General features: G+C 69.0%; 9 protein-coding genes. 4 read left to right on the top strand and 5 right to left on the bottom strand.

What is annotated here, in order from left to right; genetic code table 11:
* Positions 1 to 116 precede the first annotated feature (116 nt).
* Entirely contained in the window at positions 117 to 1727 is a 1611-nt protein-coding gene (locus KF837_33450) for a glycosyltransferase (protein MBX3232281.1), read from the bottom strand.
* A 1103-nt stretch (positions 1728 to 2830) separates the two neighbouring features.
* On the opposite strand from KF837_33450, the gene KF837_33445 reads away from it, so the two are divergent.
* The 4 genes from KF837_33445 to KF837_33430 all read left to right on the top strand — a co-directional run bounded on the left by KF837_33445 (position 2831) and on the right by KF837_33430 (position 6473).
* On the top strand, positions 2831 to 3508 hold the full coding sequence (locus KF837_33445; GenBank protein ID MBX3232280.1) for a CHRD domain-containing protein: 678 nt from the start codon (positions 2831 to 2833) through the stop codon (positions 3506 to 3508).
* A 232-nt stretch (positions 3509 to 3740) separates the two neighbouring features.
* A complete protein-coding gene (locus tag KF837_33440; protein ID MBX3232279.1) occupies positions 3741 to 4862 on the top strand; it encodes a hypothetical protein in 1122 nt (373 codons plus the stop codon).
* Positions 4859 to 5686 carry a HAMP domain-containing histidine kinase gene (locus KF837_33435; protein ID MBX3232278.1) on the top strand — a complete coding sequence of 276 codons (828 nt, stop codon included), beginning with the start codon at positions 4859 to 4861 and terminating at the stop codon, positions 5684 to 5686. The genes KF837_33440 and KF837_33435 overlap by 4 nt, the downstream gene beginning before the upstream one ends.
* Before the next feature lie 19 nt (positions 5687 to 5705).
* A complete protein-coding gene (locus KF837_33430; GenBank protein ID MBX3232277.1) occupies positions 5706 to 6473 on the top strand; it encodes a Uma2 family endonuclease in 768 nt (255 codons plus the stop codon).
* Positions 6474 to 6475: 2 nt separating this feature from the next.
* Here the strand turns inward: KF837_33430 and KF837_33425 are convergent, their stop codons facing one another.
* The 4 genes from KF837_33425 to KF837_33410 form a co-directional block, all read right to left on the bottom strand.
* Positions 6476 to 8968 (bottom strand): response regulator, encoded by a 2493-nt coding sequence (locus KF837_33425; protein ID MBX3232276.1) that lies wholly within the window; start codon positions 8966 to 8968, stop codon positions 6476 to 6478.
* A complete protein-coding gene (locus KF837_33420; GenBank protein MBX3232275.1) occupies positions 8965 to 9546 on the bottom strand; it encodes a chemotaxis protein CheB in 582 nt (193 codons plus the stop codon). The genes KF837_33425 and KF837_33420 overlap by 4 nt, the downstream gene beginning before the upstream one ends.
* The gene (locus KF837_33415; protein MBX3232274.1) at positions 9546 to 10340 is read right to left on the bottom strand and encodes a protein-glutamate O-methyltransferase CheR; all 795 of its coding nucleotides are present in this window, start codon (positions 10338 to 10340) and stop codon (positions 9546 to 9548) included. Before KF837_33415 ends, KF837_33420 begins: the two co-directional genes overlap by 1 nt.
* Positions 10341 to 10511: 171 nt before the next feature.
* Entirely contained in the window at positions 10512 to 15848 is a 5337-nt protein-coding gene (locus KF837_33410) for a HAMP domain-containing protein (GenBank protein MBX3232273.1), read from the bottom strand.
* Positions 15849 to 15873 lie beyond the last annotated feature (25 nt).

Below are 15873 nucleotides of genomic sequence, written 5' to 3'. Positions count from 1 at the left end.
GAATCTGAATGCAAGCGCCGGAATTTTCAACGCAGGGGCTTCGCCCCTGCACCCCCGCTCGCGATTTGGCCTCTGACGGCCGTGGGCGGGGGGGCTTTGGGGGCGTTGGCTGGGCGTTAGCTGCCGATTTGGGGGTGGAGCTTGGCTTTCGTCTTCGAGTGGTCGTCGGCGGGGCGGAGGTGGCCGACGAGGTACAGGGTGGCATTGGCGGCGGCCCAGGAGCGGAAGTGGTGGAAGGTGGTCGCCCATTGGACCACGCGGGGGCCGTCGGCGGCGGCGTTGATCCGGCACGCGGCGGCGTGCTCCTGCGCGAGGCGGAAGGCGTCCGCGATGCGGGTCTGGACCGCGAGGGGGGAGCAGCGCTCGCGCGACATCTTCGAAGCGGCGGTGCCGAGGCGCGCGCGCTCTTCGGGATCGGCGAGGAGGTCGAGGACGGCGCGGCCGAACGTGGCGTCCGCCTCGCGCTCGCTGCGATGCCCCTTGCCCGGGCTGAGGAGGACGCCGTTCACGCGGTCCTTGATCTGGGAGGACACGCCCATGCCGTCGGCGAAGGCGACGGTGGGGGTGCCGCACCAGAGCGCCTCGCCCATGACGTTGCCGTAGGTCTCGCTGAGCGATCCGTGCACGAAGAGGTCGGCGTAGGCGTAGTAGTCCGCCATCTTCGTGAACGGCACCTCGCCCGGGAAGAAGACGCGATGCGCGACGCCCTCTTCTTGCGCGACGCGCTCGTAGTATTCGCGATCGGGGCCGTCGCCGAGCATCGTCAGCGTGGCCTCGCGGTCCACCGGCGCGACGTAGCGCGCGAAGATGCGGATGATGCGGTCCTGGCTCTTCTCGCGCGTGTGGCGGCCGGCGCAGAGGAGCCGCGCGCCGCGCCACGAGTGGCCTTCGGCGGACTCGAGGTGCGTGTACGGGTCCTCGCCGAGCGGGCGATCGAAGATCTCCGGCTGCACGGTGCGGGGGATGACGTGAATCGGCACCGTCACGCCGCGCTCTCGCCAGTACGAGCGGAGGCCTTCGGAGAGGACGACGAGCCCGTCGGAGTCGTTGTAGATGGCGGCGAAATGCTTGTCGACCGGCCGCTTCAGCGCGCCTTCGAGGCCGGCGTTCACCCAGCCGAGCCGCTTCAGGTTCTCGGGGAGGAGGACGTCGTAGGCGGCGGAGAGGTGCGTGGTGTTCACGCAGATGACGGGGATCCCCTTCATCTTGCGGAGCCACACCGCGAAGTGGAGCGCGGGCGACGTGGCCTGCGCGAAGATGATGTCGAAGCTCCAGCGGGACGGGTCGTAGACCCACGCCTCCGTCGGCATCGGGAGGAAGAGGCCGGGGTAGGTCTTCAGCGGGACGCTGGGGAGGCCCACGGTGTCCGGCGGGAGGGAGGCGGGGTCGGCGTGGGGGTCGCGGGGGCCGATGACTGTGACCTCGTGACCACACCGACGCAATTCTTGGTACAGGAACCGTGTCTGGAACGCTGCACCGTTGGCGTACGGAATCGTTGTAAAATCGCTGAGGATGGCGACGCGGAGCGGCCGCCCGTGCCGCGCCGACAGGGCCGCGAAGGGGCTTTCGCTGGTCTCGTTGGCGGCGACCCCGATACGGGAAAACGCGGACCGGGGGCCCTGCGAACGGGTCTGCGCACTACGCTCGGAGCGCGGCGGCGCGTCGCGATGAAGCTCCTCGACGTTACCGAATTCCAGTCCGAAAGGTGTGGCGGGGTTCGAAGCCATCTACGTCTCGAGGGTCATGTTCCGTGCCAGCTGGAGCTCCCCACCGCCCGGCGCCAGCCACGTAGCACGGCTACCAAGAAGCGCACGAGCCCCCCGCCCCGGAGCTACCATCCCCGCCACAACACACGCAAAATTCGAGCAGCGATCGGGCCGCCGGCCCGCCGGTGCCGCTCCCGCGCGTGTTTCCGAGCCGCTCGCCGGGCCCGAACCCCTCCGAACGACGAGCCCTCCGCGTGCTCGACCCGAACGCGCTCCGAGCACCGCGCCTCGATGCCGATGCACGAACACGCCGCGCATCCGCCGAACGTCCTCCGGCCGACGAACCTCGACGCCGACGCACGAAGACGTCGCCCCAACCCGAACGCGCTCCAAGCGACGCCCGCGCGTCCGCCCGGACGTGCTCCGAGCGAATCGGATCGCGTGCCCCCCCCATCGCCGCCGACGTGCAAAGACGCGCTGCTCCACGCCCCTCGGCTCGGGCCGCGCTCGGGAGCGTACTTCGAGCGTGAGTCGGCGCGGCATCGACGCATCCTCGGGATCGGGTGCGTCCATCGCGCCGACCTGCGAAGACGCGCTGCTCCACACCGCACGGCTCGGGCCGCCGCTCGCGAGCGTGCTTCGAGCTTGCTTCGAGCGTGAGTCGGCGTGAGTCGGCGCGGTATCGACGCGCGCATTCTCGGCGGCTCGTCGTTGCACGACCTCCGTGCCGGCGCGGGGCGCGCGAGCATGCGCTCCGTGCCGGCGCGGGGCACGAGCTTCGGAGCGGCGTGCGTGCATGAAGATGCATTGTGCACGCACGAGCGACGGGGGCGCATTGGCAATTAGCGCAGAAGCGTGCAGGTGTTAGCGCGTATTGGAAATGCGCTTAGCGGAGTGAATAACGAAGCGGTCGAATCGTCGCGGAGGGCGCGTCATGCTCGCGATCGGTCCTTTTTTTGTGGCCTCGCGAGCTCGACGGCGCGGGGGCGTGGAGCGAAGTAGCGGATACTACGGTCCTTGTTTCGGTGTGAACGAGAGCAACGGGCCGTGACACCGCGATCAGGTGCGAGCGATTTTCGGTGCGAAGGTTGCGCGAAGGCGATCTTCGGGCGAGCCTACCGGGCATGAAGACCTCTCTTTTCCTCGGCACGGCCCTCGCGGCGGTGCTCGTTACTGGCATGGCTAGCGCCGCGAAGAAGAACTACATCGCGAGCGACATCTCGGGAGAGAACGAGAAGCCGACGGCAACCGACAGCGCGGCGACCGCCAAGGCCCGCTTCACTTACGACACCGATACGAAGAAGCTCTGCGGAAAGATCACCTTCACGCCCTCGACCTTCGCGGAGAAGATCACGGCAGCGCACATTCACACGATCGACGACGAGGCCGCGGGCACGGGCGCGCCGCTCATCACTCTTCCCAGCGGCACGGCGGCGACCACGGTCAACCAGACGCTCACGGACGACGAGGCAACCGGCCTCGACACGAAGGACACCTACCTGAACTTCCACACCGAGCTGCACGGGGCCGGCGAGATCCGCGGGGAGCTCACACTCGACGGTGACGAGGACGCAGCCCCCGAGACGTGCGAAGGCGACGAGGAACCGCCCCCCGACACCGACACCGACGCGGGCACCACGCCGGCGAACGACGCCGGCACCAGCGGCACCGCGGCGACCCCGGCGTCGACCGACGACGGCGGCTGCAACACGACGGGCGGCTCCACCGGCAGCGGCCTCGCCATCGCGGCCGGCCTCGGCATCGCCCTCATGGCCGCTTCGCGCAAGCGCAAGAAGGCCTGATCGCCGAGCCGACTCGAAGGCTCAGCTCGAGGCCACACCACGCGAGGCCCGCCCTCGCGGCGGCGTTTTGCCTCGCACGACGAAGGCGCTCCGTTGGGGGCGCCTTCGTCGTTCCATGGGCGGGCTCGAGCCCGCGCGACTTCGCCAGCCCTCGCACCCCCCGCGCGCCCCGCGCGACTTAAGGAGAGCGGCGGCTTTTCCCCCTCCGGCGCGAGTGGTAAGTCGGGGCGCGATGTCGATCCTCGAGAACCTGACCACCGAGCTGTCCAAGCTCGACGATGAATACGCGGCCGGCTTTGCGGGGCAGTCTCGGCTCACGCGTGACGTCGCGCTCCTCGACAGCATCATGAAACGCATGCGCGACGTGCTCTCGCGCATCGATCAGATCCCCTCCGCGGCGATGCCCGCCGACCTGATCCGCCTGCGTGACGCCGCGCAGAAGAACCTCGACCTCTATGCGCAGGAACGCAACGCGATCGTGCGCGCGCAGGAGGTGGGCCCCACCTTCGAGGAGTTCTCCCACGAGGCGACGAGCGCGAACCTCGTCTTCAACCGCTACGCGCGGCACTTCGCGGGCAAGGACCGCACGACGCGCGACGTCGCGCTCCTCGGCGAGCTCGTCGACGACCTGAAAGGCATCGAGAAGCGCATGACCCAGCTCCTCGAGGAGGGCACCGTGAACGAGTTCCAGCGCGATCGCGAGATCGTCGTCTCGAACCTCACGCAGTACCAAAAAGAGATCGAGCTGATCGAGAACGCGCAGAAGAGCGGCACGCCCGAGGAGCGCGCGAGCGTCCTCGCCACCCTCGCGAACGCGCAGTTCGCGGTGTACCAGGCGCACTTCGCGGGCGAGCCGCGCGTCTCGCGGCGGCCCGCGCTCCTCATGCGCATCATCGGGTCGCTGAAGAAGATCCGCGAGCGCATGGTCGCCTTCAAGGAGGGCGGGCTCGAGCTCGAGTTCAACACGAAGAACATCGCCGTCATCGACGGACGCCTCGAGGTCTACGAGAAGGAGCTCGGCGAGATCCGCAAGGTGCGTCAGTCCTCGCAGATGGCCGACATCATGGGCGAGCTCGGCGGCGCGGCGAACAAGCTGTTCGACACCTACCGCGAGAACTTCGCGGACAAGGCGCGCGCGCAGGTCGACGTCGAGCTGCTCGGCAACATCTGCGACAAGCTCGGCGAGATCCGCCGGCAGATGAGCGACATGAGCCGCGCCGAGGACAACGAGATGAACGCGAAGAACCTCGACGTCGTGACGGAGCAGCTCGTCATGTTCGAGAGCGAGTACGAAGCCGTCGTCGCGGCGAAGGCGCAGAACGCAAACGGCCAGTGGGCAAAGGCGCCTCAGTGACGTCGAAGGGCCTCGGCTGGACCGCCGCTCACATCAAGACCGCGGCCTCCCCAGACGAGGTGAAGAGCGCGATCGCGGAGGCGCGCGGCGCGCTCGGCGACGAGCCGATCCCGGCGAGCCAGGTCCTCGACGCGCTGGAGGAGATCGCGCAAGAGACCGCGCGCGTCCGCGCCGACCTCCGCGCCGCCACGCGCGCGCGCGAGGTCCTGCTCGCGAGCGTCGCGCACGACCTCCGCAACCCGCTCAACACGTTCGCGATGAGCACCGGCCTCCTCCGCGACGACCTCGAGGCCCCCGACTTCGAGCGCGCCCGCGCGACCTCCCTCGTCTCGCGCATGGAGCGCGCGTCGACGCGCATGCAGCGCCTCATCGACGACCTCCTCGAGGCGAGCCGCATCGAGGCGGGCAGCGTCGAGGTCCAGGCCAAGCCCGAGAACGCCGCCGCGCTCCTCCGCGTCGCGGTCGAGAAGGCGAAGCCGCTCGCCGCGGACAAGGGCGCCTCGGTCGAGGAGGGCCCAGCCGACGACTCCGTCACGGTGACGGTCGACCGCGCCCACGTCGTCGACGCGCTGACGAAGCTCGTCAGCGTCGCGCTCAAGTCGACGGGCGAGGGCGGCGTCATCCGCCTCGGCATGGAGAAGCAAGAGGCGAAGGTCGCCTTCACCGTTCGCGGCACCGCCCCGCGCGCCGCCAAGAGCGTCGCCCCCGACGAGAGCCGCGGCGGCCTCGCCCTCCTCATCGCCCGCGGCCTCATCACCGCCCACGGCGGCACCATCGCGACGGAGACCACCCCCGAAGGCGCCCGCATGCTCGTCCTGCTCTGACGCGCTATGCTTCGAGGCGATGGTGCAGCGCGCTCCGTTCGTCGTCGATCCGCGAGATCCGCGCGCCCCGACCCAGGAGCAGTGGGACACGCTCACGGAGCCCGAACGCGCCGCCGTCGTCGCGATGCTCCCCAACGAGGTGTCGATCGAGGAGATGGCGCCGGAGGGCGATCGCCATCGAACAGGCAAGGAAGGACCCCTCGACGCGCTCGGGCGTTTCTTCGAGCGGCTCGGGCGCAAGGTCTATCTCTCCTCCGAGCTCGCGGTCTACTACCCGGGCGCGAGGAAGATCGTCCCCGACGTGCTCGCCGTGCTCGACGTCGATCCTCGCGAGCGCACGAAGTGGGTCGTGAGCAGCGAAGGCAAGGGCCTCGACTTCGTCCTCGAGGTGCACGTCGAAGGCGACAAGGCGAAGGACCACGAGCGCAACGTGGCGCTCTACGCCAGCCTCGGGATCCCCGAGTACGCCATCCTCGATCGCGGTCGCGCCCGGCTGAAGATGTACCGCCTCCCGTCCGCGAACGCGCGCGTCTACGATCCGGTCGTGCCGCAAGCGGGTCGCTATCCGTCGCGCGTCCTCGGCCTCGACCTCGCGCTCGAGGACGACCACCTCCGCTTCTTTCACGGAACCGTCGCATTGCCCGAAGCGGACGACATGATCCGAGAGCTCGGCAAGATGGTCGACGACCTCGTCGCGAAACGCGAGACGGCGGAGCAGCGCGCCGACGATGCCGAGCGGCGGCTCGCCGAGGCGCTCGCGGAGATCGAGCGCCTCAAATCGCGCTGAAGCTACGCCGCGCTCGAGGCGGCCTTTGGCGCGCGGGGGTCCTTCGTCGTCGTCGTGAGCAACCGCGCGACCGCGCCGCCCAGGGTGGCCGGCTGCACCGGCTTGGCGACGTGGGCGTCGAAGCCGGCGCCGATCGCCTTCGTCGCGTCCTGGCGCGAGGCGTAGGCGGTGAGCGCGACGGCCGGGATCTCCGCGATCTCCGGGCGCGCTCGCACCGTCTTGATCAGCTCGATGCCGTCCATGTCCGGCAGACCGATGTCCGAGACCAGGATCTGCGGGTGCTCCGTCGACAGGACGTCGAGCGCAGCCGCGGCGGTCGTGGCCGACGACACCTTCGCGCCGTAGCGCTCCAGGATCGTGCAGATCAGCTCGTTCCCGTCCGGATCGTCCTCGACGATGAGGACATGAACGCCCTTGAGGTCCGGTTCGCCTGTGTTCTCCACCGTGTGCTCCTCCGAGATGGCCGCCGGCGCGTCGGACGCGACCGGCAGCTCGATCGTGAACGTCGAACCTCTCCCCTGCCCTTCGCTCGACGCGTGCACCGTGCCGCGATGCTCCTCGACGAGGTGCTTCACGATCGCGAGCCCCAACCCGAGGCCGCGCGTGCGCGCCGTCTCCGACTGACGGAAACGCTCGAAGACGTGCGGGAGGAAGGCCGGGTCGATGCCCTCGCCGCTGTCGGCGACGACGACGCGGACGCTCGCGTCGTCCCCCTCGAGCCGCACGCTGACCTTGCCGCCCGGCGGCGTGAACTTCACCGCGTTCGAGAGCAGGTTGTGGATCACCTGCCGGAGGCGGCCCGCGTCGCCCATCACCGTCGCGTTGCTCGTCGCGCTCGTCTCGAGCGTGATCTCCTTCGTCGCGCACTGCGGTCGCGCCGCCGCGACGGCGGCGTCGACGATCGACGCGATCGGCACGTGCTTCGACTCGATCTTGAGCGTGCCCGTCACGATGCGGGAGACGTCGAGGAGGTCGGCGACGAGGCCCGAGAGCGCGAGCGCGTTGCGGTCGATCGTCTCCATCGCGTGGTGCAGCTCGTCGCCCGCGAGCTGGCCGCGGCGCATCATGTCCGTCCAGCCCACGATCGCGTTGAGCGGCGTGCGCAGCTCGTGCGAGAGCGTCGCGAGGAAGAGGTCCTTGCTCTTGTTCGCGAGCTCGAGCTCCTCGCGCCGCCTCTCCGTCGTCACGTGGAGGCGGCTGTTGTCGATCGACACCGCGATGCGACGCGCGAGGTCCTCTGCGAGGTCGACGTCGCCGCCGTCGAACACGCCGCCGCCCTCGACCCGCACGAACGACAGCGTCCCGATCGTGCGCTCGCGCGAGAGGAGCGGCACGCAGATGTACGCGTCGACGCCGAGCTCGGCGAGGAAGCGCAGGTGCTCGCCGCCGCGACCGGACGGGTTCGGGCTCCGCTCCGACTCGCGCAGCTTGCCGAGCTCCGCCGCCTCCGCCTTCACGTCGAGGAACACCTCCGCGCGCCCGGAGTAGCCCACGGTGGAGGGGCCGAGATCGAAGCGCGGATCGTCGAAGCGCCGCTCGTCGACGCCCGCCCTCGTCACGCAGACGCGCTGCCGCTCGCCGCCTTCGCGCACGTCGAGGATCGCCGCGTCGCCGAGGATCGGGAGCGCACACGACAGCGCGGCCTCGAGCTCGCGCGCGGTCCCCTCCTCCGTGAGCGAGCGGTTGAGGAGCTGGCTCGCGTCGGCGAGCATGCGCAGCGCGCGATCGGCGCGGACGCGATCGTCGATGTCGGTCGCGGTGCCGACCCACCCCGCGATGTGATCGTCGAGGCGCGGCACCGCGCGGACGAGGTGGTACCGCGCGCCGATCCGGAGCTCCGCCTCCCAGGCCTTCTTGGTCTGGACCGCGTCCGCCCACCCCTTCTCGAACGCGTCGAGGTCGGCGGGGTGCACGATCGCGGCGAAGCCCTCGTCCGCGCCGCCCGCGATCTGCTCCCACTGCTTGTTGCGGTACTTCACCGTGCCGTCGGGATCGGCCGTCCACACCACCTGCGGCATCGAATCGGCGAGGTCTTCGTAGCGGCGCTCGCTCCAGCGCCGGAAATCGGCGTGCTGCGCGCGGATCGCGATGTTCTTCTTCGCGAGGTCGACGAACGTGGCGACCTTCGTGCGCAGGGTGTCGGGATCGTACGGCTTGAAGAGGTAGTCCACCGCGCCGACGCCGTAGCCGCGCGCGACCCACGAGCTCTCCTTGTTGATCGCCGTCAGGAAGATGATCGGGACGCCCTTCGTCTTCGGCCGCTTCCGCAGGAGCTCCGCCGTCTCGAGGCCGTCCATCTCCGGCATCTGCACGTCGAGGAGCACGACGCAGAACTCCATCTTCAGCGCGAGCCGCAGCGCCTCGACGCCCGAGCTCGCGCGGACGACGTTCTGCTGCAAGGGCTCCAGGATCGCCTCGAGCGCGAGGAGGTTCGACGGCTCGTCGTCGACGACGAGGATGTTGACGCTGGGGAGCGGCTCGTTGGGCGCGGTCATGAAGCGCTACCTTTCGGGCGGGGAGCGAGGCGAAGGAGCTCCTCGGCGATGGCGTCGAGGCCGACGACCTTGTCGAGGGCGCCGTCCTTCACCGCCGCGGCCGGCATCTCGGGGCTCTCCGCCGTGGCGGGGTCTTGGACGATCGCGAGCCCCCCCACCGCGCGGATGCGGCGGAGCCCGCGCGTGCCGTCGGAGTTCGCGCCGGTGAGGAGCACGCCGACGACGCCGGAGCCGTAGGCGTCGGCGGCCGACTCGAAGAGCACGTCGATCGAGGGGCGGCTGAAGCCGACCGGCTCGTCGGTCGAGAGCGCGAAGCGCCCCGGCTCGAGGAGCAGGTGGTAGTCCGGCGGCGCGAGGTACACGCCCGGCGCGACGACGGGCTCCTTGTCCTCCGCCTCGCGCACGGGGAGGTCGACGAGCGAGCCCATCACCTCCGCGAACGCCTCCGACTCCTTCGAGCGGTGCTGCACCACGACGATCGGGAGCGCGAACCGCGCCGGGAGCGCGCCGAGGACGCGCTCGAGCGCGCGGAGCCCGCCGGCCGACGTGCCCATGACGACGATCTGAGGGATCGGCATCAGCGCGCCCTCCGAAAGATCCGCTCCTTGGCGTCGATCTCGGTGAAGTCCGGCTCCACGTTCGTGAAGCGGAGCGATTCGCGGCGACCGAGGCAGAGGAAGCCGAGCGGCGAGAGGGAGTCGTGGAACAGCTTCAGCGTGCGCTCCTTGAGCGAGCGATCGAAGTAGATGAGGACGTTCCGGCAGAGGATGACGTTGAACTCGCTGAACGACGTGTCGGTCGCGAGGTTGTGCTGCGCGAAGAGGACGTTCTCGCGCAGCCGCGCGTGGAAGAGCGCGGCCCCGTAGCTCGCGGTGTAGTACTCGCTGAACGAGCGCGTCCCGCCGGCCTGCTGGTAGCTCGCGGTGTACTCGCGCATCCGTGAGATCGGGAAGATGCCGGTCCGCGCGCGGTCGAGCGCCTCCGCGTTCATGTCGGTCGCATAGAGGCGCGATCGTTCGTAGAGGCCCTCCTCCTCGAGGAGGATCGCCATCGCGTAGACCTCCTCCCCCGACGCGCAGCCGGCGTGCCAGATGCGGACGAACGGATACGTCCGCAACATCGGCACCACCTTCTGCCGGAACGCGAGGAAGAAGGTCGGATCGCGGAACATGCTCGTGACGTTCACGGACATGTCGCGGACGAGGTTCTCCATCGCGATCGGGTCGTGGAGCACCTTGTCCTGTAGCGCCGAGAACGTCGTGAGCCCCTCCGCGTCGAGCCGCTTCGTCAGCCGCCGCCGCAGCGACGAGCGCGCGTAGGAGCGGAAATCGTAGCCGTAGTGGCGGTAGATCCCCTCGAGGAGCAGCTCCATCTCGATGCGCTCGAGCGCCGACACCCCCGCGAAGTCGTCGCGGTTGTCGTCGCCGAGGCGCGAGACGGGCGGCCCCTCCTCCTCGAGCTCCGGCACGAGCACGTCCTCGGCGCCGACCTCGGGGGCCGGCACCTCGACACGTCCGTACGTACCGCTGCGCTTCAACATCGATCACGTCCGGTTCGAGTAGAGCCAGACCCGCATGAGGGAGAGGAGCTGGTCGGGATCGACCGGCTTGGTGACGTAGTCGCTCGCCCCCGCCGCGAGGCACTTCTCGCGATCGCCCTTCATCGCCTTCGCGGTGAGCGCGAGCACGGGGAGGTTCTTGTACTCCGGCATCTTGCGGAGCTCCCGCATCGCCTCGTAGCCGTCCATCTCCGGCATCATCACGTCCATGAGGACGATGCTGACGCCGGGGGTGCTCTTCAGCGTCTCGAGGCCCGCTTTGCCGTTTTCTGCAAAAACGACGTTCATACCGGTTTCCTCGAGCACCGACGAGAGCGCATAGATGTTCCGCACGTCGTCGTCGACGATGAGCGCGGTCTTGCCGTGGAAGGTGCTCTCGCCGCCGGCGGCGTCCTGCAGCATGCGTCGCTTCGGCTGCGGGAGCGCCGCCTCGACGCGGTGGAGGAAGAGCGTCGTCTCCGCGAGGAGCCGCTCCGGCGAGCGCGCGTCCTTCAGGATGATCGAGCGCGCGAACTTCTTGAGCCGCGTCTCCTCCTGCGCGGAGAGGTCACGGCCGGTGTAGACGATGACGGGGAGCGAGCGGAGCTCGGGCTTCTTCTGCATCGTCTCGAGGAGGTCGAAGCCGGAGCCGCTCTTCAGGGTGAGGTCGAGGACCATGCAGTCGAAGCGGCTCTCTTCGAGCGCGGCGAGCGCGTCCTGGATGCTGCCGACCGCGGTCGTCTCGACGTCGCCGGAGCCGATGAGCTCGACGATCGTCTTCCGCTCGCGCTCGTCGTCCTCGACGATGAGGAGCGTCGACGCCTTGCGGTGGAGGAAGCCCTCGATGTCCTCGAAGGTTCGATCGAGCGCCTCCTTGCTCACCGGCTTCTCGACGTACGCGACCGCGCCGAGGGAGAGGCCTTCGTGCTTCTTGTCGCCGCCGGAGAGGATGTGGACCGGGATGTGGCGCGTCTGCGGGTGCGCCTTCAGGTGCTCGAGGATGCGGAGCCCGTCGATCGCGGGGAGCCCGAGATCGAGCAGGATCGCGCTCGGCAGGAGGCGCCGCGCGAGCGAGAGGCCGGTGTCGCCGCGGAGCGCGACGATCCCCTTGAAGCCATGGGCGCGCGCCATCTGGAGGAGCGTCGTGGCGAACTGCTGATCGTCCTCGACGATGAGGACGACGCTGTCGTTCGGGGTGAGGCCCTCGCGATCGTCCGGCATCTCGCCGGGAGGGAGCGACTCCGCCGGCTCCTCCGCCGTCGCCTCGCGCTCCTTCGCCGTGACCGAGCCCTGATGCGAGAACGGCAGGTAGAGCGTGAAGGTGCTCCCCTTCCCGAGCTCGCTCTCGACGCGCACCTCGCCGCCGAGGAGGCGCGAGAGCTCGCGGCTGATCGAGAGGCCGAGCCCGGTGCCGCCGTAGCGGCGCGAGGTGGTGCCGTCGGCCTGCTGGAACGCCTCGAAGACGAGCTGCTGTTTGTCCTTCGGGATGCCGAGGCCGGTGTCCTTCACCGCGAACGCGATGACGTACTCCGGCTGGCTCGCGAGGTTGCTCGAGCCGTACGCCTGCTGCGGCGGGGGGAGGAAGACGTGGAGGCCCACGCTCCCGAGCTCGGTGAACTTGAACGCGTTCCCGAGGAGGTTCCGGAGGATCTGCAGGACGCGTTGCCCGTCGGTCTTGAGCGTGACCGGGACGTCGGGGTCGACCTCGATGACGAGATCGAGCTTCTTCGACTGCGCGACCGGCCGGAACGTCGCGTCGATCTGCTTCGTGAGCTCGGTGATGCTCACGTCGGTCGGGTAGATCTCGATCTTCCCCGCCTCCACCTTCGAGAGGTCGAGCACCTCGTTGATCAGGTTCAAGAGGTCCGACCCCGCGCCGTGGATCGTCTTGGCGTACTCGACCTGCTTCCCGCTGAGGTTCGCCTCTTTGTTGTCGGCGAGCATGCGCGCGAGGATGAGGAGCGAGTTGAGCGGCGTGCGCAGCTCGTGGCTCATGTTCGCGAGGAACTCGCTCTTGTACCGGGACGAGACCGCGAGCTGCGAGGCCTTCTCCTCGACCGCCTGCCGCGCGAGCTCGACCTCCTTGTTCTTCTGCTCGACGGCGCGGTTCTGCTCGACGAGCAGGGACGCCTTCTCCTCGAGCTCCTCGTTGACCTGCTGCAGCTCCTCCTGCTGCTCGCGCAGCATCTCCTCCGAGGCGCGGAGCGTCTTCGCCTGCTGCTCGAGCTCGTTGTTCGAGCGCTTGAGCTGCTCCTGCTGCTGCTGCAGCTCGCGCGACTGCTCCTGCAGCTCGTGCGCGAGCGACTGCGACTGCTTGAGGAGCTCCTCGGTGCGGGTGTTCGCGCCGATCATGTTCAGCACGACGCCGATCGTCTCCGAGAGCTGCTCGAGGAAGATGCGGTGGATCGCGCTGAAGCTCTCGAAGCTCGCGAGCTCGATCACGGCGCGGACCTCGTCCTCGAAGAGGATCGGGATCACGATGAGGTTCTTCGGCGGGGACTCGCCGAGGCCCGAGTTGATCTGGACGTAGTCGTCGGGCACGCGCGAGAGGAGGATGCTCTTCTTCTCGAGCGCCGCCTGGCCGACGATGCCCTCCCCCATCCGGAAGCGGTTCGCGACGTGCTTCCGCTCCTTGTAGGCGTAGGTCGCGAGGAGCTTGAGCGCCTTGCCGCCCTCGGCGTCGTCCATGACGAAGAACGCGCCGTGGGAGGCGGCGACGAGGGGCGTGAGCTCGCTCATGATGAGGCGGCTCACCGCCTCGAGGCTCTTCTGCCCCTGCATGAGGCCGCCGAAGCGGGCGAGGTTCGTCTTGAGCCAGTCCTGCTCGGTGTTCTTCTGCGTCGTGTCACGCAGGTTGAGGATCATCTGGTTCACGCGCTCTTTGAGCTGCGCGACCTCGCCCTCGGCCTCGACGGTGATGCTCCGCGTGAGGTCACCCTCCGTGATCGCGGTCGCGACCTCCGCCATCGCGCGGATCTGGTTGGTGAGGTTCGCGGCGAGCTGGTTCGTGTTGTCGGTGAGGTCGCGCCAGGTGCCCTGCGCGCCGGGCACCTTGGCCTGGCCGCCGAGCTTGCCTTCGGTGCCGACCTCGCGCGCGACGCGGGTGACCTCGGAGCCGAACGCGCGGAGCGTGTCGGTCATCGTGTTCAGCGTCTCGGCGAGGGCAGCCATCTCGCCCTGCGCGTCCATCGTGAACTTCTGCGAGAGGTCGCCGTTCGCGACGGCGGTGACCAGCTTGATGATGCCGCGCACCTGCGTCGTGAGGTTCGACGCCATCCCGTTCACGCTGTCGGTCAGGTCCTTCCACGTCCCCGCGACGCCGGGGACGCGCGCCTGGCCGCCGAGCTTCCCTTCGCTCCCGACCTCGCGCGCGACGGTGGTGACCTGATCGGCGAAGATGCCCAGCGTCTGGGTCATGTCGTTGATCGTCTCCGCGAGCTCGGCGATCTCGCCCTTCGCCTCCACCACGAGGCGCTTCGAGAGGTCGCCCTTCGCGACCGCGGTGACGACCTTCGCGATGCCGCGCACCTGCGTCGTGAGGTTCGACGCCATGTAGTTCACGTTGTCGGTGAGGTCCTTCCACGTCCCGGCGACGCCGGGGACGAAGGCTTGCCCGCCGAGCTTGCCCTCGGTGCCGACCTCGCGCGCGACGCGGGTGACCTCGCTCGCGAACGAACGGAGCTGATCCACCATCGTGTTCAGCGTGTTCTTCATCTCGAGCATCTCGCCCTTCACGTCGACCGTGATCTTCTGCGAGAGGTCGCCGTTCGCGACCGCGGTCGTGACCTGCGCGATGTTGCGGACCTGGCTCGTGAGGTTCGAGGCCATCCCGTTCACGCCGTCGGTGAGGTCCTTCCAGGTGCCGCCGACGCCGGGGACGAAGGCCTGCCCGCCGAGCTTCCCTTCACTGCCGACCTCGCGCGCGACGCGGGTGACCTCGGCGGCGAACGAACGGAGCTGATCCACCATCGTGTTCAGCGTGTTCTTCATCTCGAGCATCTCGCCCTTCACGTCGACCGTGATCTTCTGCGTGAGGTCGCCGTTCGCGACCGCGGTCGTGACCTGCGCGATGTTCCGCACCTGGCCGGTGAGGTTCGACGCCATGTTGTTCACGGAGTCGGTGAGATCGCGCCAGGTGCCGCCGACGCCGGGGACGTTGGCCTGCCCGCCGAGCTTGCCGTCGCTGCCGACCTCGCGCGCGACGCGGGTGACCTCCGCCGCGAAGGTCGAGAGGGAGTCGACCATGCCGTTGATGACGTTCTTGATCTGGAGCACCTCGCCCGAAACCTCGACGGTGATCTTCTGCCCGAGGTCGCCGGAGGCGATCGCGGTCGAGACCTTCGAGACGTCGCGGAGCTGCACGGTGAGGTTGCCGGCGAGGCCGTTCACGCTGTCGGTGAGGTCCTTCCACGTGCCGCTGACGCCGCGGACGGTGGCCTGGCCGCCGAGCTTTCCTTCGGTGCCGACCTCCTTCGCGACGCGGGTGACCTCGCGCGCGAACGACGAGAGCTGATCGACCATCGCGTTGATGGTGTTCTTCAGCTCGAGGATCTCGCCCTGCGTCTCGACGACGAGCTTCTTCGAGAGGTCGCCGTTCGCGACCGCCGTGACGACGCCGGCGATCCCGCGCACCTGCATCGTGAGGTTCGACGCCATGCTGTTCACGGAGTCGGTGAGGTCCTTCCAGGTGCCGGCGACGCCGGGCACGTTCGCCTGCCCACCGAGCTTGCCCTCGGTGCCGACCTCGCGCGCGACGCGGGTGACCTCGCTCGCGAAGGTGCGGAGCTGATCGACCATGCGATTGACGCTGATGCCGATGCGGAGGAACTCTCCGCGGATCGGCTTGCCGTCGATCTCGAGCGCCATCTTCTGCGAGAGGTCGCCCTCGGCGACCTGCACGATGACGCGCGCGACCTCGGTCGACGGTCGAACGAGGTCGCCGATGACGGTGTTGAAGGAGTCGCCGATCACCTCCCAGCCGCCGCGGAGTCCATCCATCCGGAGGCGCTCGCCCATCTCGCCGTCGCGGCCGACGACGCGCGTGACGCGCGCGAGCTCCAGCGACGTGTGCTCGAGGCGCTCCGCGAGGGCGTTGAACGCGTCCTGGACCTCGCGCGAGGCGCCGTCGCGCGGACGCAGGCGCGTACCGAAGTCGCCGCGATGGAGGGACTCGAGCGCGATGACGATCGCCTCGCCTTCGCTCAAGTGTTTTCCGTTTGCGCTCTTCTTTCCGGACTTCGTGCTCGCCGCTACAGGGCGCCGCTTGCTGCGCGAAGGAAGGTCCTCGATGTCTGCCACGTGCTGGCCTCCGTCGTTCCCCAAAAGGGGGAATGCGGTCGTCATGCAAGCGTCAAACCGTTCAGCCCGG

It is taken from the genome of Labilithrix sp., from assembly GCA_019637155.1.
In the GTDB taxonomy this organism is placed as follows: domain Bacteria; phylum Myxococcota_A; class Polyangia; order Polyangiales; family Polyangiaceae; genus Labilithrix.
The sequence above is the reverse complement of the archived record's forward strand: the minus strand, read 5'-3'. Positions and strand labels throughout refer to the sequence as shown.